This window comes from Aestuariivirga sp., assembly GCF_047600585.1.
Taxonomy (GTDB): domain Bacteria; phylum Pseudomonadota; class Alphaproteobacteria; order Rhizobiales; family Aestuariivirgaceae; genus Aestuariivirga.
In genome coordinates this window covers 781,948-800,104 of sequence record NZ_JASGKP010000001.1, presented here as the reverse complement: position 1 = coordinate 800,104, position 18,157 = coordinate 781,948, and the positions used below count along the sequence as shown (strand labels likewise).

Annotated in this window: 18 protein-coding genes; 7 read left to right on the top strand and 11 right to left on the bottom strand. The window is 61.3% G+C overall.

The window, feature by feature from the left end; all coding sequences use genetic code 11:
• Positions 1-46 precede the first annotated feature (46 nt).
• From QM801_RS03680 to QM801_RS03665, 4 genes are all read left to right on the top strand, one after another.
• Positions 47-1,585 (top strand): sugar ABC transporter ATP-binding protein, encoded by a 1,539-nt coding sequence (locus QM801_RS03680; protein ID WP_415017860.1) that lies wholly within the window; start codon positions 47-49, stop codon positions 1,583-1,585.
• Between the two features lie 21 nt (positions 1,586-1,606).
• On the top strand, positions 1,607-2,689 hold the full coding sequence (locus QM801_RS03675; RefSeq protein WP_415017859.1) for an ABC transporter permease: 1,083 nt from the start codon (positions 1,607-1,609) through the stop codon (positions 2,687-2,689).
• A 21-nt stretch (positions 2,690-2,710) separates the two neighbouring features.
• Positions 2,711-3,508 (top strand): TIM barrel protein, encoded by a 798-nt coding sequence (locus QM801_RS03670; protein WP_415017858.1) that lies wholly within the window; start codon positions 2,711-2,713, stop codon positions 3,506-3,508.
• Between the two features lie 358 nt (positions 3,509-3,866).
• Positions 3,867-4,076, top strand: coding sequence for a hypothetical protein (locus QM801_RS03665; RefSeq protein ID WP_415017857.1), 210 nt, complete (start codon positions 3,867-3,869; stop codon positions 4,074-4,076).
• Positions 4,077-4,080: 4 nt separating this feature from the next.
• Here the strand turns inward: QM801_RS03665 and QM801_RS03660 are convergent, their stop codons facing one another.
• The 11 genes from QM801_RS03660 to QM801_RS03610 form a co-directional block, all read right to left on the bottom strand.
• Positions 4,081-5,460 carry an LLM class flavin-dependent oxidoreductase gene (locus tag QM801_RS03660; RefSeq protein WP_415017856.1) on the bottom strand — a complete coding sequence of 460 codons (1,380 nt, stop codon included), beginning with the start codon at positions 5,458-5,460 and terminating at the stop codon, positions 4,081-4,083.
• Positions 5,461-5,468: 8 nt separating this feature from the next.
• On the bottom strand, positions 5,469-6,680 hold the full coding sequence (locus QM801_RS03655; protein WP_415017855.1) for an SfnB family sulfur acquisition oxidoreductase: 1,212 nt from the start codon (positions 6,678-6,680) through the stop codon (positions 5,469-5,471).
• A 10-nt stretch (positions 6,681-6,690) separates the two neighbouring features.
• Entirely contained in the window at positions 6,691-7,941 is a 1,251-nt protein-coding gene (locus QM801_RS03650) for an SfnB family sulfur acquisition oxidoreductase (RefSeq protein WP_415017854.1), read from the bottom strand.
• 20 nt (positions 7,942-7,961) lie between these two features.
• Positions 7,962-8,474: a flavin reductase family protein gene (locus QM801_RS03645; RefSeq protein ID WP_415017853.1), complete on the bottom strand. Its 513-nt coding sequence runs from the start codon at positions 8,472-8,474 to the stop codon at positions 7,962-7,964.
• Positions 8,475-8,603: 129 nt separating this feature from the next.
• Positions 8,604-10,019: an LLM class flavin-dependent oxidoreductase gene (locus tag QM801_RS03640; protein ID WP_415017852.1), complete on the bottom strand. Its 1,416-nt coding sequence runs from the start codon at positions 10,017-10,019 to the stop codon at positions 8,604-8,606.
• Positions 10,020-10,113: 94 nt separating this feature from the next.
• On the bottom strand, positions 10,114-10,962 hold the full coding sequence (locus tag QM801_RS03635; protein ID WP_415017851.1) for an amidohydrolase family protein: 849 nt from the start codon (positions 10,960-10,962) through the stop codon (positions 10,114-10,116).
• A 107-nt stretch (positions 10,963-11,069) separates the two neighbouring features.
• Positions 11,070-11,546 (bottom strand): cupin domain-containing protein, encoded by a 477-nt coding sequence (locus QM801_RS03630; protein WP_415017850.1) that lies wholly within the window; start codon positions 11,544-11,546, stop codon positions 11,070-11,072.
• Positions 11,547-11,618: 72 nt separating this feature from the next.
• Positions 11,619-12,386, bottom strand: coding sequence for an ABC transporter ATP-binding protein (locus QM801_RS03625; protein WP_415017849.1), 768 nt, complete (start codon positions 12,384-12,386; stop codon positions 11,619-11,621).
• Between the two features lie 5 nt (positions 12,387-12,391).
• The gene (ssuC, locus tag QM801_RS03620; protein ID WP_415017848.1) at positions 12,392-13,177 is read right to left on the bottom strand and encodes an aliphatic sulfonate ABC transporter permease SsuC; all 786 of its coding nucleotides are present in this window, start codon (positions 13,175-13,177) and stop codon (positions 12,392-12,394) included.
• Positions 13,174-14,340, bottom strand: coding sequence for an FMNH2-dependent alkanesulfonate monooxygenase (gene ssuD / locus QM801_RS03615; protein ID WP_415017847.1), 1,167 nt, complete (start codon positions 14,338-14,340; stop codon positions 13,174-13,176). Before ssuD ends, ssuC begins: the two co-directional genes overlap by 4 nt.
• A gap of 2 nt (positions 14,341-14,342) precedes the next feature.
• Complete coding sequence (locus QM801_RS03610) at positions 14,343-15,320, bottom strand: sulfonate ABC transporter substrate-binding protein (protein WP_415017846.1); 978 nt, start codon at positions 15,318-15,320, stop codon at positions 14,343-14,345.
• Positions 15,321-15,592: 272 nt separating this feature from the next.
• Between QM801_RS03610 and QM801_RS03605 the strand changes: the two genes are divergently transcribed.
• Genes QM801_RS03605 through QM801_RS03595 form a run of 3 tightly spaced genes read left to right on the top strand, consistent with a single transcriptional unit; the run spans position 15,593 to position 18,139 of the window.
• Positions 15,593-16,420: a MetQ/NlpA family ABC transporter substrate-binding protein gene (locus QM801_RS03605; protein ID WP_415017845.1), complete on the top strand. Its 828-nt coding sequence runs from the start codon at positions 15,593-15,595 to the stop codon at positions 16,418-16,420.
• Between the two features lie 35 nt (positions 16,421-16,455).
• Positions 16,456-17,496: a methionine ABC transporter ATP-binding protein gene (locus tag QM801_RS03600; RefSeq protein ID WP_415017844.1), complete on the top strand. Its 1,041-nt coding sequence runs from the start codon at positions 16,456-16,458 to the stop codon at positions 17,494-17,496.
• Entirely contained in the window at positions 17,486-18,139 is a 654-nt protein-coding gene (locus QM801_RS03595) for a methionine ABC transporter permease (protein WP_415017843.1), read from the top strand. Before QM801_RS03600 ends, QM801_RS03595 begins: the two co-directional genes overlap by 11 nt.
• Positions 18,140-18,157: the final 18 nt, after the last annotated feature.

The following is an 18,157-nucleotide window of genomic DNA, read 5'->3' as shown; positions in this document are numbered from 1 at the left end:
GGGTGGCGCATCTTTTCTATCAGTAACAGGGCAACGGGGATGCAGAATGGTTAGTCCGACAACCATGCAAGCTGTGCGGGAAAGCGGCGCTGTGCCCGGATCGGAATATCTCCTCGAAGTCGAAAATGTCCGCAAGGAATTCCCCGGCGTTGTGGCGCTGGACAATGTTCACCTCAAGCTGAAGCGCGGAACGGTTCATGCGCTCATGGGCGAGAACGGCGCCGGCAAGTCCACGCTGATGAAGATCGTGGCAGGCATCTACACGCCGGACTCCGGCTCCTTCAAGCTGCGCGGCCAGCCGATCCGCCTCAAGAATCCCCTCGATGCCCTGCAGAATGGCATCGCCATGATCCATCAGGAACTGAACCTGATGGCTCCGATGACCATCGCCGAGAACATCTGGATCGGGCGCGAACCCACCGGTCGCTTCGGCCTGATCAATCACGGCGAGATGAACCGGATGACCGAAGCGCTGTTCCGGCGCCTCGACATCGACCTCGATCCGGAAACGGAAATCCGCACGCTCTCGGTTGCGAACCGCCAGATGGTCGAGATAGCCAAGGCCGTATCGTTCAACTCCGACGTGCTCATCATGGACGAGCCTACGTCGGCGCTCACCGAAAAGGAAGTGACCCACCTCTTCACCATCATCCGGTCGCTGAAAGCCGAGGGCAAAGGCATCATCTACATCACGCACAAGATGAACGAGCTTTTCGAGATCGCTGATGAGGTATCAGTGTTCCGCGACGGCAGATACATTGCCACAAGGCCGTCCTCAGAGATCACCCGCGACGACATCATCCGGATGATGGTGGGCCGCGAGATCACCCAGATGTTCCCAAAGGAGACGGTGCCGATCGGCGAGGTCGTCCTTTCCGTCAGGAACCTGACGCTGAACGGCGTTTTCCATGATGTCTCCTTCGACGTCCGGGCGGGCGAAATCCTGGGGCTCGCGGGGCTCGTCGGCTCCGGCCGCTCGAACGTGGCTGAAACCATCTTCGGGGTAACGCCGGCAAGTTCCGGGACAATCCACATCAACGGCAAGCCTGTGAACATGTCGGCGCCTGCGGTTGCCATGCGACATGGCATGGCCTTCCTGACCGAGGACCGCAAGGAAACGGGCTGCTTCCTGCTGCTCGACATCCAGGACAACACGCAGATGGCAGTGCTGCAACGGCGTTACGTGAACTGGGGTTTCGTGCAACAGGCCAGCCTCAGCAAGGATTCCCGGGAGATCGCCAACCGTCTGAGGGTGCGCACTCCCGACATGCATGAGCCGATCATCAATCTTTCGGGCGGCAACCAGCAGAAGGTGCTGATCTGCCGCTGGCTTCTCACCAATCCGAAGATTCTCATTCTCGACGAGCCGACGCGCGGCATTGACGTGGGCGCCAAGGCCGAAATCCACAAGCTCATCTCAAATCTCGCCGGGCAAGGCGTGGCGGTCATCATGATCTCCTCCGAAATGCCGGAGGTGCTGGGCATGAGCGACCGCATCATGGTGCTGCACGAGGGCCGAGTGACCGGCTTCCTCGACCGCAAGGAGGCAGACCAGGTGAAGATCATGGAACTGGCTTCGCACTGAAGCGCTGGGCAGGAGCAGGCAATGTCGGCGACACAAAACGAACTGGGCAACACCTCTCAGACAGGACTGAAGAAGGTGAAACGCATGCCACCCGAAGTGTCGATCCTGCTGGTGCTGGCTGGCATCGCGCTCACCTTCGAAGTCCTCGGCTGGATTTTCGTGGGTGAAAGCTTCCTCGCCTCGAAGCAGCGCCTCTCGATCATCGTGCTGCAGGTGGCCATCACCGGCATCATTGCCGTCGGTGTGACACAAGTGATCATCACCGGTGGTGTCGATCTGTCCTCCGGCTCGATGGTTGGCTTCATTGCCATGGTGGCCGCAAGCTTCGCCCAGACCTCCACCAATGCCCGCGCGGTGTTTCTTCAGCCTGAGTTCGCAGAATTCGGACTGAGCTGGTTCATCGATTCCAGTCCGGTGTGGGCGATTGCCGTCGGCGTGCTGCTGGGCGCCTTCCTGGGATGGATCAATGGACTCGTCATCGCCAGAACAGGAATTCCACCCTTCATTGCCACCCTCGGCATGATGGTCTCAGCCCGCGGCCTCGCCAAATGGTACACGCAGGGCCAGCCCGTCGCCCTGCTCAATCAGGATTTCGCCTGGTTCGGCCAGAGTTTTGAGTTGGGTGGTTTCCCGGTACCGCGCATCGTCATCGTCTTCGTTGCCGTCGCCGCCATCTGCCACGTGATGCTGGCTTACACGCGATACGGCAAGTTCACCTATGCCATCGGCGCGAACCCCCAGGCCGCGCGCGTCTCGGGCATCAACATCGGCAGGCATCTGATCAAGGTCTATGCCATCGCGGGCCTTCTCTCAGGCTTGGCCGGCGTGATGCTCGCCGCTCGCGCCCAATCGGCGCAGCCAGGCATGGGCGTAGCGTTCGAGCTTGACGCCATCGCCGCTTCGGTGATCGGCGGCACCTCTCTTGCAGGCGGCGTTGGACGCATCACCGGCACATTCATCGGTACCATCATTCTTGGCGTGGTCACGTCCGGCTTCACCTTCCTCAAGGTCGGCGCCTACTACCAGGAAATCGTGAAGGGCCTGATCATCGTCGCCGCAGTCATCATCGACCAATACCGCCAGAACAAGCGCCGCAAAGTCTGAGCGGCCAACCAAGGATATCCCATGCGCTTTGCCCTGAACCACATCATCTCCCCCCGCCAGACACTGGCCCAGTTCTTCACCATGGCGAAATCACTGGGTTGCAGCGAGGTGGAAATCCGCAACGACATGAAGGGCACTGCTATCGCAGATGGCACACCGCCCGAAGCGGTGCGCGATGCGGCTGCCAAGGCAGGCGTCACCATCATCACCATCAATGCGCTTTACCCGTTCAATGTCTGGTCCGAAGACATGGCAGAGCGGACCACCAAGCTCGCCCGCTATGCAAAAGCCTGTGGCGCAAAGGCGCTGGTGATGTGCCCACTCAACGAAGGCAAGGCTGTGCCGCGCGCAAGCCTCGTGGCGGGTCTCAAGGGCATCCGCCCCATTCTGGATGAGAACGGACTGACCGGTCTGGTCGAGCCGTTGGGCTTCCATTTTTCATCCATGCGCACCAAGGCGGAAGCGCTTTCGGCTATCAAGGAGGCCGGCGGCGAGGTAACCTACAAGTTGGTGCACGACACCTTCCACCATCATCTGGGTGGGGAAACGGAATTCTATCCCGACAGGACGGGGCTCGTGCATATCTCTGGAGTTAGCGATCCGGAAGTGGCGGTCAATGACATGCTGGATGCTCACCGCGTGCTGATCGACAGCCATGATCGCCTCGACAACATCGCGCAGATCAAGACCCTCATCGCCGCCGGTTACAAGGGCCCCTTCAGTTTTGAACCGTTTTCGGAAGAGGTGCAGGCACTTGCCAACCCAGCTGCCGCACTCAGGACGAGCGTGGATTACATTAGCTCTTCGCTTAGGAGTTAGAGCCCTCTGGGTTCAATTCAGCATTCAGCCAACACTACGTTCGCAAATCGTCTGCAGTAACCCCTAGTAACTGCTGCAGATGAACGTTGCGGGCGGTGCGGATGAACGCTTTTCGCCATCTCAGCCGGTTTCCTGCTGCACATGTTGACTGCAAGAGTTGAGCAACGCGGAGTGTGTAGCAATCTGTGTAGCAAATTCCTTGTGCGAAGAATTTTGCGACAAAAACAACAGTTTGAACGCTAGGTTCGAATCCTAGTCCCCCAGCCAATCGTCAAATGCTCACCTGAGGCTTTGAAATTTCTCACTTCAGCCGTGCTGTGCGGTCGCTCAAGACTGACCTGCTCAAACAGATCGGTGGATGGCAGGTCATATGGGAGAGGCACAAACATCCTGGTACGGCCGCTTCCTGGCCTGGCTGGAGCGGGTCAGTCTGCCCATCGATAGCCGCTCGGACACGCAACAACCACTCACCGGCACACGGCACGAATTCATGCTCGATCGGCTGTTGCAGGACAACGAGAAGGCCGATGTCGGGAGCCGGCGCGTGGGGAAGACCAAGAAGGATTGAACCATCAAGCCGGGGCGGTAAGCCCTGCCCTGTTCTTGCCCGCGGGATGGCGCGGATCGGGATGCGCTCCCGCACCGAACAGCTTCTGCCGCAACGTGCCTTGCGCATAGGACGTCTTGTACCGGCCGCGGCGCTGCAATTCGGGCACGATCAGATCGACAATCGACTCATGGGTTTCGGGCCGCACTGCAAAGGTCAGATTGAAACCATCCACTCCTGTCTGCTCCACCCAGTCCTCAAGGGCATCAGCCACACGCTGCGGCGAACCCACGAAAACAGGACCCACACCACCGATTGACAGGTGGCGCCCAACTTCCTCGACTGTCCATGACCGCTCAGGGTCCGCCTGGGTCAGGTTTTCGAGTGCCGAACGGCCTGCGTTGTTCTCGACAGCCTGCACCTCCGACCTCGGGTCGAGACCTGAAAAATTCACGCCTGTCCATCCCGATGCGAGAACAAGTGCGCCCGTGGGATCGGCGTGACGCGCATATTCGGCCGCCTTTTTGACCGCCTTGGCGTCTGTCTCATCGGTGATGATGGTGGCGAGCGAGAAGATGCGGAGCGCGTCATCGCCCCGCCCCTGCCGTTCCGCTTCCTCGCGCAACTGGCGCACCCGGCGCTGGACAATGCCCGCCGTGGGACCTGACACGAAGATGCCTTCCGCATGCCGCCCCGCGAACGCCCGCCCGGCGGGCGATGTGCCGGCCTGGAAGATCAGGGGAACGCGCTGCGGGCTGGGCTCGCACAGATGAATGGCGTTGAGCCGGAAATACTTGCCGTCATGCAGGATGCGTTCGATCTTCCCCGGATCGACGACCACCGAACCTGCGCGGTCAAAGCGGGCGGCGCCCTCCTGCCAGCTTTCCATCCAGAGCCTGTAGACCAGCGATACGTATTCTTCCGCAATCTCGTAGCGCGTGTCGTGATCCGTGAGGGTTTCGGCGCCGAAGGCCTTGGAGGCGCTCTCGAGATAACCCGTCACGATGTTCCAGCCCACACGGCCACCCGTGAGATGGTCGAGCGTGCTGAAGCGCCGTGCCAGGGTGAAGGGATGCTCAAAGGAGAGATTGACCGTGACGCCGAAGCCCAGATGCTCGGTCACTGCTGCCATGGCAGGAACGAGCAGCAACGGATCGTTGGCCGGGACCTGGATTCCGTGTTCCAATGCAGCCGCAGGACTGCCGCCATAGACATCGTAGATGCCCAGCACGTCGGCAATGAACACTGCATCGAACAAGCCGCGCTCAAGCGTTCTCGCAAGATCGAGCCACGCGGAGAGTTTCTTGTAGTCGGCCGAACGGTCATCCCGGTGGCGCCAGAGACCCGGCGATTGGTGGACAACGCAGTTCATCTCGAAGGCGTTGAACAGGATTTCCCGTGCCATGGCCCGGATCAGATCGCGCCGTGACGCGGCGGCTTGATGCCGTTCAGCACATAGTCGCCAATGGCACGGTATTTCCACCGCACCGGGTCATGAACAGAGTGGGTGCGCGCATTGCGCCAGAAGCGGTCGAGGCCATGCTCCAGCAGCGTGCCGCGAGAGCCGGCGTACTCGATCAGCTTGCTCGATACATGAAGGGCAGTCTCCGTCGAGAGAGCCTTCGCTTCGGCCACGGCGATCGAGGCCTCGGCCACAGTTTCTGCCGAAGGCGCAGCAATGGCATGGTCCACATACGATCCGGCGCGGGACAAGAGGGCATCGCTGGCCGCGACACGAATCTCGAGATCGCCGATGCCGGAGATCAGGTAGTGCTCGTCCGCCGCCCGGTCGAGGCCACTGTCCTTCCACGGCCGCGCGTGGCGCACGACGAAGTCCTTCACTTCCGCAAGCGCGCCGCGGGCAATGCCCGCCTGAATGCCGACATGCATGATCTGGGCATGGGGCCCCATGGGTCCTGGGCTTTCGAACAGCGCACCGAAATTGAGAACCGCAAAGGGATCGACGCTAACGTTCTCGAAGGTGGTGCTACCCGAGCCCGTCACACGCTGGCCAAACCCGCTCCAGTCGTCCTTCACCGTCACACCCTTTGAATCGGGTGACACGAAGGCGAGCCAGCTCTTGCCGTCCCCGTCATTGCCGACCACGGCAATCCAGTGGGCGAAGAGAACCCCGGTGGAATAGAACTTGGCGCCGTTCACGACGTAGCGGTCACCCTGCCGCTCAACACGGGTATCGTGGTCGCGGGCCGTTTTCGAGCCCTTCTCCGACAGCGCATTGCCGATACGCTCGCCCTTGAGGATGCGGTCGAAGAAGAAACGCTTCTGCTCGGGCGAGCCCTGCTCGCGGATGGCCTCGATCATGAAGAAATGGTTCTGCGGGATCTGGCCGATGGAACCGTCTGCCGCGGCCAAAATGGCGATCACATTGCCCAGCGTGGCAGCACGCACATCCGGGCCGCCATACTCCTTCGGAACCGTGATGGAGAGAAGGCCGCTGTCGGAGAGAAGATCGAGCTCCTCATACGGCAGCTTGCGCTCCTGATCGCGGCGGGTGGCACCCTTGCGCAGTTCGTCCGCTACCTTCCGGGCGACGGCCAGAACCTCTTCGTCCGACTTCAGAACGGCAGCCGCACGCGTGCGCACGGGAGGAGCATCGAAAGCCATGTCCTCGCCCTCAGTTCCAGGGATGACGCGGCGGTGTCACGCCGTTCAGCACATAGTTGCCGATATGGAAGAACTTCCAGCGCACGGGATCATGCAGCGTGTGGGTGCGGGCGTTGCGCCAGTGGCGGTCGAGGTTGAACTGGGCCAATGTCGATTTCGTGCCGCCCAGCTCATGGAGCTTGTTGGTGACGGCAATTGCCGCCTCGGTCGTGAGAACCTTCGCCTTCGCCACGCTGACGGCGACAGCCGAGACCGATGCGTCATCGGGGGCCGTGACGATACGGTCAATGTCGCGCCCCGCCTGTTCAAGAACAGCTTCGGCAGCATGCACCTTGATCACGAGATCGCCGATCTGCGCGATGGTGAAGACATCCTCGTGGCCGTGTTCCTGGCCTGAATCGATCCACGGCCGCACCTGGGTGCGAACGAAATCCACCGTGTCCTGCAGCGCACCCTTGGCGATGCCGGCATCGACGGCTGCCTGGATGATCTGCGAGACAGCTCCGTTCGACGAGGGGTTCTCGCCACCGAGATAGGCGGGAATAACGCCCTCCGGCGGCACCTCCACATCATTGATGATGACATTGCCGCTCGCCGTCGTCTTCTGGCCGAAGCTCGACCAGTTGTCGACGATCTGGAGACCCCTGGAATGCCGCGGCACGATGGCGAGGTAGACTTTGCCGTCGTACCCCACGGCACCAATGTGGATGAAGTGGGCAAAAAGCGCGCCCGTGGCATAGAACTTCTGGCCGTTGACGCGATAGCCGCCCTTGCCCTTGGTCAGGCGTGTCTCGAAGGCACCCACGTGCTTGCTCTTGGCTTCCGAGAAGGCGTTACCGAGGCGGTAGCCCTTGAGCACACGGCCGAACCACAGCTTGCGCTGATCCTCGCTGGCTGAAACGCGGATGGCATCGAGGCCGGCAAGATGATTCTGCGGCAGCTGCCCGAGATTGGGATCGGCCGCCGAGATGATCTTGATCACTTCCGCCACGGTGGCATAGGAGACACCGGCGCCACCATATTCCTTGGGAACGGTGATGCCCCACAGCCCACTTTCGGAGAATTCTTCCAGTTCAGCCACCGGCAGCCGACGTTCACGGTCGCGCTCCGCCGCACCGGCCCTGAACTTCTCCGCCAGCCGGTGGGCAATCTCGATTGCTTCGGCGTCTGACGTGATCACGTGCGCATTCGGATTGGGATTGATCTCCGGCGCGAGCTTGGACTGGACCGGGGAATCAAGAACGGGAGCGTGGACATTCATGGTGGTGTGCTTTCACTGTCTCAGGGATAGGAACCGTAGGAACCGCGGAGGTAGACAAGCTGCGGCGACGTGGTATCGTTGACGCGGACCGCGCGGACGGCGCCGAAGAACAGGCCGTGGCTGTAGCGCTCGACCACGTCGTCGACTTCGCAATCGATGTTGGCAAGCGCGCCATCGAGCGCCAATGCGCCGGTCTTCAGCCGTGTCCAGGATTGGCCGAGATAGCGGTCAGGACCCTTGATGCCGTCGGCACCGCTGAAGCGCCACGCCACATCCTGCTGGTGGGAGGCAAGGATGTTCACGCAGAAGTGCCCGTTCTTCAGGATCGAGGTGAAGCCGGACGACTTCTTGTTCACGCTGATCAGCATGATGGGAGGCTCGATGGAGAAGGATATGGCTGTCGAGACGGTGAGCCCGGTCAGGCTGTCGTCGCGGCCGGCGGTGATGACGGAGACGCCGCCCGTCAGATGGCGGGCTGCATCGCGGAGGGTGGGTTCGAAGCGTGTATCGGCCAATAGAGCACTCTGTGACATGATGATTTCTCTTAACCTGCGTTCGGAAACATAACCCGGTGCGGTGCCGTGCGATTTCTAGAAATCTTGAAGTGATGGAAAAACAAAACTCAGGCCAGCGAGGGCGCCCGCGTGTCGCGGCGGCGCCTCTCATTCACCTGCGGCGGCGAGCGCCACAGGGCGGGATGCCTCCCGGCGCTTCACCGCCTCGATGTCCCTGTACTGCGCCGCCGGATGGGGTGCTTTGAGATGCGGTCCCTCGCCGAAGAGCTTCTCTCGCAATGTGCCTGGCCTGTAGGCCTTGGGATAAGCGCCCCGCTTCTGCAGTTCCGGTACGATGTAGTGAACGACATCCTCGAAGGTCTCGGGCGTCACGGCATAGGCCAGGTTGAAGCCGTCCACGTCGGTATCCTCAACCCATTCCTGAAGGGTGTCGGCGATGTTCTCCGGCGACCCCACGAAGACCGGCCCCAGCCCGCCGATGCCGCCAAACTTTGCCAGTTCCTCGATGGTCCATGATTTGTCATCACCCGTGAGATGCTCGATCACGGAGACAACGGCGTTGGTCTCCACCTTCTTCACCAGATCCGTGGGGGCATATTGCCCGAAGTCCACGCCGCTCCACCCGGACATGAAGACAAGAGCGCCATCGTAGGAGAAGTACTTCTGATAGTCCGCGAACTTCGCCTGTGCCTTGGCTTCGGTTGCGGCGGTGATGACCGTCAGGAGCTGATAGATGTAGATTTTGCGGGGATCGCGGCCGGCCCGCGCGGCGCGCTCGCGGATATCCTTCACATAGGCCTTGAGAACTGACTTGGTGGGGGCTGCCACGAAGACGCATTCGGCATGACGGGCGGCGAAATCTTTGCCGGGGCCCGAGGCGCCGGCCTGATAGAGAACCGGTGTCCGCTGCGGTGAAGGTTCGGTGAGCTGGTAGCCCGGCACGGTGAAGTACTTGCCCTTGTGGCCGATCTCATGGACCTTTTCCGGAAGGGTGAAGATACGGCTGTCGCGGTCGCGCACCACGGCACCCTCCTCCCAGCTGCCCTCCAGCAGCTTGTAGAGAACCTCAACGTATTCGGCGGCGACGTCGTAGCGGTTGTCGTGGCGGCGCAGGCCCGCTTCGCCCACGTTCTTGGCACCGCTTTCGAGATAGGAGGTCACGATGTTCCAGCCCACGCGGCCCTTGCTGTGGTGGTCGGCGGTGGCGATGCGGCGGGCAAAGGTATAGGGGTGCTCGAATGAGGTGGAAGCGGTGATGCCGATGCCGAGGTGCTCCGTCGCGAGCGCAATGGGTGCTGCCAGCTGGATCGGATCATTCACCGGGATCTGGGCCGCCTGCTGGATGGCGTGATAGTTCGAGCCTTTGTAGACGTCGTAGTAGCCGATCACGTCGGCAATGAAGATGCCGTCGAAGATGCCCTTCTCAAGGGTGCGTGCCAGATCCTGCCAGTAGTCCAGATCCTTGTACTTCCAGGACTTGTCGCGCGGGTGCGCCCATAGGCCCGGTGACTGGTGGCCGACACAGTTCATGTCGAAGGCATTGAATCGGATTTCACGGGCCATGGGACTCTTCCGGCTTGGATTGGAATGGCCGTATCGTATGGTTCCCCGCCCCGGCACCCTAGGCAGAAATACTCAAGCGTGACGTTAGAAGCGCCTAAAGCTTCAAAAGCCTCACGGCATTGTCATGCAGCACCTGATTCAAAAACACATCCCTGATGCCGAGCTTCAGGAAGTCCTCGATCGACTGCCGGATCGGCCGGAAGGGATAGGACGATCCGAACAGCAGTTGTTGAGAAAGGAAGCTGTTGGCGGCCTCCACATAGGCCGAGCTGCCCGGCTGGAAGATGTACATGTCCGGCACGAGGTGCACATTTTCGTAACGGAAGGCGACACCGACGGCCTGCTGAACATTGGGCCAGTATCCGTGATAGGCAACGATGCTGAGGCGCGGGAAGGCCCGCGCGATGACGGCAAGCGCGGAAGGATCATTGTAGCGCGGGTCAGGCGTCGTCGGCCCGCTCATCAGGAAGACGGGCACACCCAAGGCCTGGCACAGGTCGTAGATCGGGAAGTAGGCGGGATCATCGGCAAAGCGCGGCGGTTCACCGAAACCCGGCTCAAGGTTGATCCCCTTGAGGCCCAGCGTCCTGATCGCACGTTCGGCCTCGACAACGGCCACCCGCTCGCCTTGCAATACCGGGTCAACAGCGCCGATGCCGACCAGCGCGCGGTCCGCCCTCACGATCTCATGGATGAAATCATTGGAGATAAACTGGCTTGGCGTGTGGCGGCCCACGACGACGGCATGGGACAGGCCCGCCGTCCGCACCTCCTGCAGGAAGCCGGCCGGCGTTGATGAGCGGGTGAAATGTGTATCTGCTTCGCGCGTACCGACGCGGCGGTTGAGCCATCGTGCCGTCTCGAATTCCGGCGTGCCCGCCGTCCTCCCGAAGAAGTCGTGCAGGTAGGACGGCCTGCACCGCATGTCTATGACCGGAAGCATCGCACTCATCATCTCTCGTTTCAGATGACGGCAGACACCATGCGGCGGAGTGGAACGGTACTGAGTTTTCCTCAGCCCTTCCGTTATGTTTGTTGGGCCCGGTCAGCTCACGGTTGGCGGTGGATCGGATCGATCCATGGGACATTCTCCGGCTTCTCGACGGGTTCGATATCCAGATTTACGACGGTCGATTCACCATCGCTGCGCACCAGAACGCATTCCAGAACCTCGTCCTCGCTGGCGTTGATCTCCTGATGGGGAACGAAGGGCGGAACATAGATGAAGTCGCCAGGGCCAGCTTCGGCCGTGAATTCAAGTGACTCGCCCCAGCGCATGCGGGCCTTGCCCTTCACCACATAGATGACGCTTTCGAGGGGCCCATGATGGTGAGCCCCCGTCTTCGCATTGGGGTGGATGTGCACGGTGCCCGCCCACAATTTCTGCGCACCCACCCGGGCGAAATTGATCGCCGCCTTGCGGTCCATGCCGGGTGTCTGCGCCGTGTTGGGGTCAAGCTGGCCACCGGGAATCACGCGCACGCCATCGTGCTTCCAGTCCGTTCCATGCTTGATATCAGACATCATAACCCTCTCATCATGGCGCACACGCTCGCCGCTGCCCGATTGTCGATCATCCTGACCATCGAGATCAAGAGCCTAGACGTGGGACAGGATTTCGGCCTGAAGCCGCGCCGCCGCACTGTCGCCGAGCGCACGCCGCGGGCGAGGAAGTGGAATCGGGCATTCAAAGGCGATCTCGCCATCCTTGAGGACGATCACCCGGTCAGCGAGCGCCACGGCTTCTGCAACATCATGGGTGATCAGAACCGCGGTGAAGCGCCGGCCTGACCAGAGCGACATGAGCAGCTCATGCATCTCAATGCGGGTCAGCGCGTCAAGCGCACCGAAAGGCTCGTCCAGCAACAGAACATCGGGCGTGCTCACCAGGGCGCGTGCAAGCGCCACGCGCTGCCGCTGCCCGCCGGACAGCACGGCTGGCCAATCCCCCTCGCGCCCCTGCAAGCCCACAAGCCGGAGCATCGTCGTGGCCGCCTTTTCCCAGCCCTGCCCCCGCGCTATCCCCACATTCCCCAGCACCGTCTGCCACGGCAGGAGACGTGGGTCCTGGAACAGGAGCTTGATCTTCTTATGCTGCTCAGCGGGAGAGCGGCCGTCGATCGTGACGGTTCCGTCAGATGGCTTTTCAAGACCGGAGATGAGTCGGAGCAAGGTGGTCTTGCCACAGCCCGATCGCCCCACGACGGCAACAAACTCTCCCGGCGTCAGTGTCAGTGAGAGATGCTTGAGGACCTTGCGCTCGCCAAAGCTCTTCGACACATCGGAAAGCGCGATGGCGAGGCCATGCGACTGGGGCTCACCTTGACCAACACGTTGAGCTGCTTCGTCGCGCGCAATCATGTTCATGTCATCTAGCTCCGTTTCGCCAGATAGGCCGGGTTCCACGAGAGCAGAGAGGTCTCCAGAAGGCGGGTGAGCCAATCCGCCAGCTTGCCGAGCAGCGCATAAATCAGGATGCCAAGCAGCACGATATCGGTTTGCAGGAACTCACGCGCATTCATGGTCATGTAGCCGATGCCCGCGGACGCAGAGATCGTCTCGGCGACGATCAGCGTGAGCCACATGATGCCGAGGGCATAGCGGAGCCCCACGAGAATGGATGGCAAGGCACCGGGAAGGATGACGCGCCAGAACAAAGCGGTTTGCGAAAGGCCGTAGCTGCGGGCCATCTCGAGCAGGGCCGGGTCGATGCTGCGCACCCCGTGATAGGTGTTGAGGTAGATCGGGAACAGCACGCCAAGGGCCACAAGGAAGGTCTTCGCCTCCTCATCGATACCGAACCAGAGGATGACCAGCGGAATGATGGCGAGGTGGGGAATGTTGCGCAGCATCTGCAGCGTCGTATCGAAGGTCACCTCGGCAGGGCGCCAGATGCCGTTGAAGATGCCGAAGGCGAAGCCGATCACCCCGCCGATCACCAGGCCCTTGAGGGCGCGCACGGTGCTGACAAAAGTGTGATGGAGCAGCGTGCCGTCAAGCAGCGTTGCCCAGAACGCCCTGGCCACGGATGAGGGTGACGGCAGCAGCCGGGCCGCGATGATGCCCTGCCGCGCGGCGATCTCCCACACGAGAAGAGTCACCAGCGGCAGGAGCCAGGGCAGCAGGCGCCGCCCGAAGGACTCAGCCGCAGCACTCATGACTGGGCCCGCTGCAAAACGTCGGGCCGCACCACATTGGCAATGGTCTCGCCGAAGGGGCCCATGTTGGCAACGCCAGCGTTGCGCACTTTACCATGGCTGAGGTTGAGGCGCGGGAAAACGAGCTCCGCAAAGCGATACGCTTCTTCCAGATGCGGGTAGCCTGAGAGAATGAAGCTGTCGATCCCGAGATCGGCATAGGCATTGATGCGGTCGGCCACCGTCTGGGGATCGCCCACCAGCGCTGTTCCGGCACCGCCGCGCACAAGGCCGACACCTGCCCAGAGATTGGGGCTGACCTCAAGCTTGTCCCGCCGCCCGCCATGGAGCGCGGCCATGCGCCTTTGTCCGACCGAGTCCATCCGGTTGAACACACTCTGCGCCTTGGCAATCGTCTCATCGCTGAGATGGCTGATCAGTTTGTCCGCTGCGCGCCAGGCTTCCTCGGTTGTCTCGCGCACGATGACGTGCAGACGGATACCGAAGGACAGCGTGCGGCCCCGCTTGCGCGCGACCTCCTTCACCTTGGCAATCTTCTCCGCCACCTGTGCTGGCGGCTCGCCCCACGTCAGATATTTGTCCACCGTCTGTGCTGCAACGTCGATGCCCGCATCGGAAGAACCTCCGAAGTAGAAGGGTGGCCGCGGCGACTGGACCGGGGGATACAAAAGCTCGCCCTCCTCCACCTCGATGTATTTGCCCTTGAAGCTCACCTTGCCGCCGCCCTCAAGCAAACGGCCATAGACGGTCATGAACTCGCGCGTGAGGTCGTAGCGCTCGGAATGAGGCAGCAGCAGGCCGTCGCCACGGTTCTCCACGGGATCACCGCCGGTCACCACATTGATCAACAAGCGGCCATTCGAGAGCCGATCCAGCGTGGCCGTCATGCGGGCGGCAACAGCCGGCGACAGCAGGCCAGGCCGCACCGCCACGAGATACCGCAGCTTCTCGGTCAGCGGCGCAAGCGCCGACGCAACAACCCAGGAATCATCGCAGGACTTACCGGTGGGCAGCAGTACGCCATAATAGCCCAGCGTATCCGCCGCCTGGGCGATCTGCTTCAGGTAGGCAAGATCCGTGGCGCGGCCACCTTCGGACGTCCCGAGATAGTGGCCATCCCCATGGGTGGGGATGAACCACAGGATGTTCAGCGGTGCGGTCATGCTCAGGCCGCCGGCTTCCACACCACGTCAGAGATCTTGATCGCCTTGGGGATGAGCCCCAGGCCATAGAAGACATCGGCAATCTTCTGCTGTTCGGCGATCACTTCATTGCTGATCGGCTTCACGCCGTAGGTCTGGCGCGAAAGGGCGACCTTCAGCACATCTGCCGGAATGCCGACACTGGCCGAAAGCTCGCTGGCCACGGCATCGGTATTCCCGTTGGCCCAGGCATCAAGTTCGGCAATCTGCTTCACCAGAACATCGACGATGTCGGCATTGGCAGCCGTATACTGCTTGGTGCTCAGGTAGAACTGATGGTTGGAAACGAGCCCCTCGCCGTTGGTGATCGTGCGCGCGCCCGTAGCTGCTTCTGCTGCGGCCTGGAACGGGTCCCAGATGGCCCAGGCATCCACCGCCCCCTTTTCGAAGGCGGCGCGTGCATCCGCCGGCGGCAGGAAGGCCGTTTCAACGTCCTTGTATTCCAGGCCGCCCTTTTCCAGCGCCTTGACCAGCAGATAGTGGACGTTTGAACCCTTGTTCAGCGCCACCTTCTTGCCCTTGAGATCAGCAAGCGACTTGATCGGGCTGTCCTTCGCCACAAGGATGGCCTCGCCCTTCGGCGCCGGAGGTTCATGACCCACGTAAACGAGCGGCGCGTCTGCGGCCTGTGCAAAAATGGGCGGTGCTTCACCCGTCGAACCGAAATCGATGGCGCCCACGTTGAGGCCCTCGAGAAGCTGCGGGCCCGCCGGGAATTCCGTCCACGTCACCTTGACGCCGAGCGGTTCAAGCGCCTTTTCAAGTGTACCCTTGCCCTTGAGAAGGATCAGCGTTCCATACTTCTGGAAGCCGATGCGAAGTTCCCTGCCCTCGGCGCGGGCCGTGCCCCCCGATGCGATCGCAGTGGCAGCCAGGCCCGTGGCGGCGGCAAGTTCAAGAACACGGCGGCGTGAAAGGGAACGTGAAAGCGTCTTGCTCATGGCGGTCTCCATTGGTTCAAAGAGGCCGCTGTTCTTTCCCAGTTCGTTGGTTCCCACAACAAAGGCTCTTGAAAGCGGGGCTTTAGAATTTCTCAATGAACCGGAAAGTGCTCACTCTCCACCCGTCCTCAGAGCGTCTTGAGCAATATCAACTCGCCATTTGAGTTTTTATGAGCGGCATATTCGTCCGTACACTGTTACGAGAGCTCACATGCATGGTCGCACTGTATTGCACCATACAGACATCCAAACGAACCCGAAGGAACACAACAATGACAATTGCAAATCTTGCGCTGAAGCGCAGGCTCTTTCTCTCGCTCACATTTGCAGCGACCGTTCTCGCTGCCCCGGCGCTCCATCACTCCGCCTTTGCCGAAGACACCAAACTGAAGGTCGGCATCATCGGCGGTGAAGACGAAGATGTCTGGAAAGTCGTGGCGGAAGAGGCCAAGAAGAAGGGGCTGATCATCGAGCCGGTCGTCTTCTCCGACTACACCCAGCCCAATGAAGCGCTGCAGAACGGCGACATCGACGCCAACGCCTTCCAGCACAAGCCCTATCTCGACAACCAGATCAAGGATCACGGCTACACAATCACGCCGGTGGGCCTGACGGCCGTGTGGCCGATCGGCCTCTACTCGAAGAAGTACAAGTCGGTGGCGGACCTGCCCGATGGCGCTGTCGTGGGCGTGCCCAATGATCCGTCCAATGGTGGGCGTGCGCTCAACGTGCTGCAGAATGCCGGTCTCATCAAGCTCAAGGACGGCTCAGGCATTCTCGCCACCGCGGCCGACATCGTTGAGAACAAGAAGAACCTCCAGATCAAGGAACTCGACGCAGGCGTCGTGGGCCGTGCCCTCACCGACCTTGATGCTGCCGTGGTGAACACGGACTGGGCACTGAAGTCCGGCATTGACCCGGACAAGGAACGGATCGCCCAGGAGCCTATCAAGGACAATCCCTACAACAACTTCATCGCGGTGAAGACCGATCGCAAGGACGAGCCCTGGGTGAAGCTGCTTGTCGAATCCTACCAGAACGATGACGTGAAGGTAGCACTTGCGAAGGCCTACAAGGGCACGGGCCTTCCGGCGTGGTAAGAGAGAAACTGTCGGGACAGCCGGATGATCTCCGGTTGTCCAACTCCGAACTTCAGGATGTCGTCCGCATCGCCGGCGTGAGCCGGCGGTTCGGCGATCTCGTGGCACTGGACGACGTCAGCCTGTCACTCCGGCAAGGCGACATCGTCGGCCTGATCGGCCGCAGTGGTGCAGGCAAGTCCACGCTCATCCGCTGCCTGAACGGCCTCGACCGACCTGAACGCGGCTCGATCGAGATTGGCGGCGTCGACATCACGACGCTGGACGAAGCCCGGCTGCTGCCTGTGCGGCGCCGTATCGGCATGGTCTTCCAGCACTTCAATCTTCTCTCTGCCAAGACCGTGCTCGACAATGTCGCCCTGCCCCTCAAGATCGCTGGTGTCTCGCGTGAGAAGAGGACGGCGCGTGTCCGCGAGCTTCTTGAGCTGGTCGGCCTTTCGGGCAAGGAAGCAGCCTACCCTGCACAGCTTTCGGGTGGACAAAAGCAACGGGTGGGCATCGCACGGGCTCTGGCCGCTGATCCGCTCCTCCTGCTTTCGGATGAAGCGACGTCGGCACTTGATGCCGAGACCACCCAGCAGATCCTCGAGCTCCTCAACGACCTCAACCGCAAGCTCGGACTCACCATCCTTCTCATCACCCACGAGATCGAGGTGGTGCGACAGATCGCACGAACAGTCGTGGTTCTCGACGCCGGACGAATCGTCGAACAGGGCGATGTCCGGCATGTCCTCTCCTCGCCACAGCGCCCCACGACACGCAGTCTTCTGAGATCGCTTCTGCCACAGCTGCCGAATGAAACGCTGAAGCGCCTTCAACCGGTCAAGGGGCGGTTCAGCATTCTTGAAGTCAGTGTCACGGGCACTGCGGCGCGGCAACCCTTGTTTGATCTTCTCGCCTCGGCATCCGGTGGTCCCGTTGTGCTGCTCTCCGCAAATGTCCAGGACATCCAGGGCGAGCCTGCCGGGCACCTCTATCTGCAGATCCCGGCGCTTCGCCGCGATTCACTCGTCAAACTCAAGGACACACTTGCCCCGAAGGGCATCGTTCTCACGGACCGGGGATATGCAAACTGATCTTTTCTCGCTCATCGGCACCGGATTCGTGCAGACGCTTGTCATGACGTTTGCATCAGGCGCGATTTCGTTCGTCCTTGGCCTTCCCCTTGGTCTCGTCCTCGTCGCCACCGACAGGGACGGGATCTACGAATTGCCCCTGCTGAACAAGGTGCTGGGTGCGATCATCAATGCCTTCCGTTCCATTCCGTTCATCATCCTGCTCGAGGCCGTGATTCCGTTCACGCGCCTGCTGGTCGGGACGGCGATCGGAACGGCTGCCTCCATCGTGCCGCTGAGCATCGCGGCCATTCCCTATTTCGCCCGCATTGCCGAGGTCTCACTGCGCGAGGTTGATCATGGATTGATCGATGCAGCACGCGCCATGGGCGCAACGCGCTGGGACATCGTCAAGGATGTTCTGGTCCCCGAGGCTCTGCCCGGTCTCGTGTCCGGCTTCACCGTAACTCTCGTCACGCTGGTTGGCGCTTCCGCCATGGCCGGTGCCGTGGGCGCTGGCGGCCTTGGCGACATCGCCATTCGCTATGGCTACCAGCGCTTCCAGACCGACGTCATGCTCATCGTCGTCGTCATTCTCATTCTCTTCGTTAGCGGCTTGCAATGGTTCGGCGACAGCCTGGCGCGGCGTCTCGATCATCGTTGATGACATGCAAACGGCATT

Coding starts and splice junctions, on each gene's coding strand:
- ssuD (WP_415017847.1), bottom strand. CDS start 14,340: ATGACCGCACCGCTGAACATCCTGTGGTTCATCCCCACCCATGGGGAT.
- QM801_RS03655 (WP_415017855.1), bottom strand. CDS start 6,680: ATGGCTTTCGATGCTCCTCCCGTGCGCACGCGTGCGGCTGCCGTTCTG.
- QM801_RS03640 (WP_415017852.1), bottom strand. CDS start 10,019: ATGGCCCGTGAAATCCGATTCAATGCCTTCGACATGAACTGTGTCGGC.
- QM801_RS03645 (WP_415017853.1), bottom strand. CDS start 8,474: ATGTCACAGAGTGCTCTATTGGCCGATACACGCTTCGAACCCACCCTC.
- QM801_RS03635 (WP_415017851.1), bottom strand. CDS start 10,962: ATGCTTCCGGTCATAGACATGCGGTGCAGGCCGTCCTACCTGCACGAC.
- QM801_RS03675 (WP_415017859.1), top strand. CDS start 1,607: ATGTCGGCGACACAAAACGAACTGGGCAACACCTCTCAGACAGGACTG.
- ssuC (WP_415017848.1), bottom strand. CDS start 13,177: ATGAGTGCTGCGGCTGAGTCCTTCGGGCGGCGCCTGCTGCCCTGGCTC.
- QM801_RS03595 (WP_415017843.1), top strand. CDS start 17,486: ATGCAAACTGATCTTTTCTCGCTCATCGGCACCGGATTCGTGCAGACG.
- QM801_RS03630 (WP_415017850.1), bottom strand. CDS start 11,546: ATGATGTCTGATATCAAGCATGGAACGGACTGGAAGCACGATGGCGTG.
- QM801_RS03660 (WP_415017856.1), bottom strand. CDS start 5,460: ATGGCACGGGAAATCCTGTTCAACGCCTTCGAGATGAACTGCGTTGTC.
- QM801_RS03625 (WP_415017849.1), bottom strand. CDS start 12,386: ATGAACATGATTGCGCGCGACGAAGCAGCTCAACGTGTTGGTCAAGGT.
- QM801_RS03610 (WP_415017846.1), bottom strand. CDS start 15,320: ATGAGCAAGACGCTTTCACGTTCCCTTTCACGCCGCCGTGTTCTTGAA.
- QM801_RS03605 (WP_415017845.1), top strand. CDS start 15,593: ATGACAATTGCAAATCTTGCGCTGAAGCGCAGGCTCTTTCTCTCGCTC.
- QM801_RS03670 (WP_415017858.1), top strand. CDS start 2,711: ATGCGCTTTGCCCTGAACCACATCATCTCCCCCCGCCAGACACTGGCC.
- QM801_RS03680 (WP_415017860.1), top strand. CDS start 47: ATGGTTAGTCCGACAACCATGCAAGCTGTGCGGGAAAGCGGCGCTGTG.
- QM801_RS03665 (WP_415017857.1), top strand. CDS start 3,867: ATGGCAGGTCATATGGGAGAGGCACAAACATCCTGGTACGGCCGCTTC.
- QM801_RS03650 (WP_415017854.1), bottom strand. CDS start 7,941: ATGAATGTCCACGCTCCCGTTCTTGATTCCCCGGTCCAGTCCAAGCTC.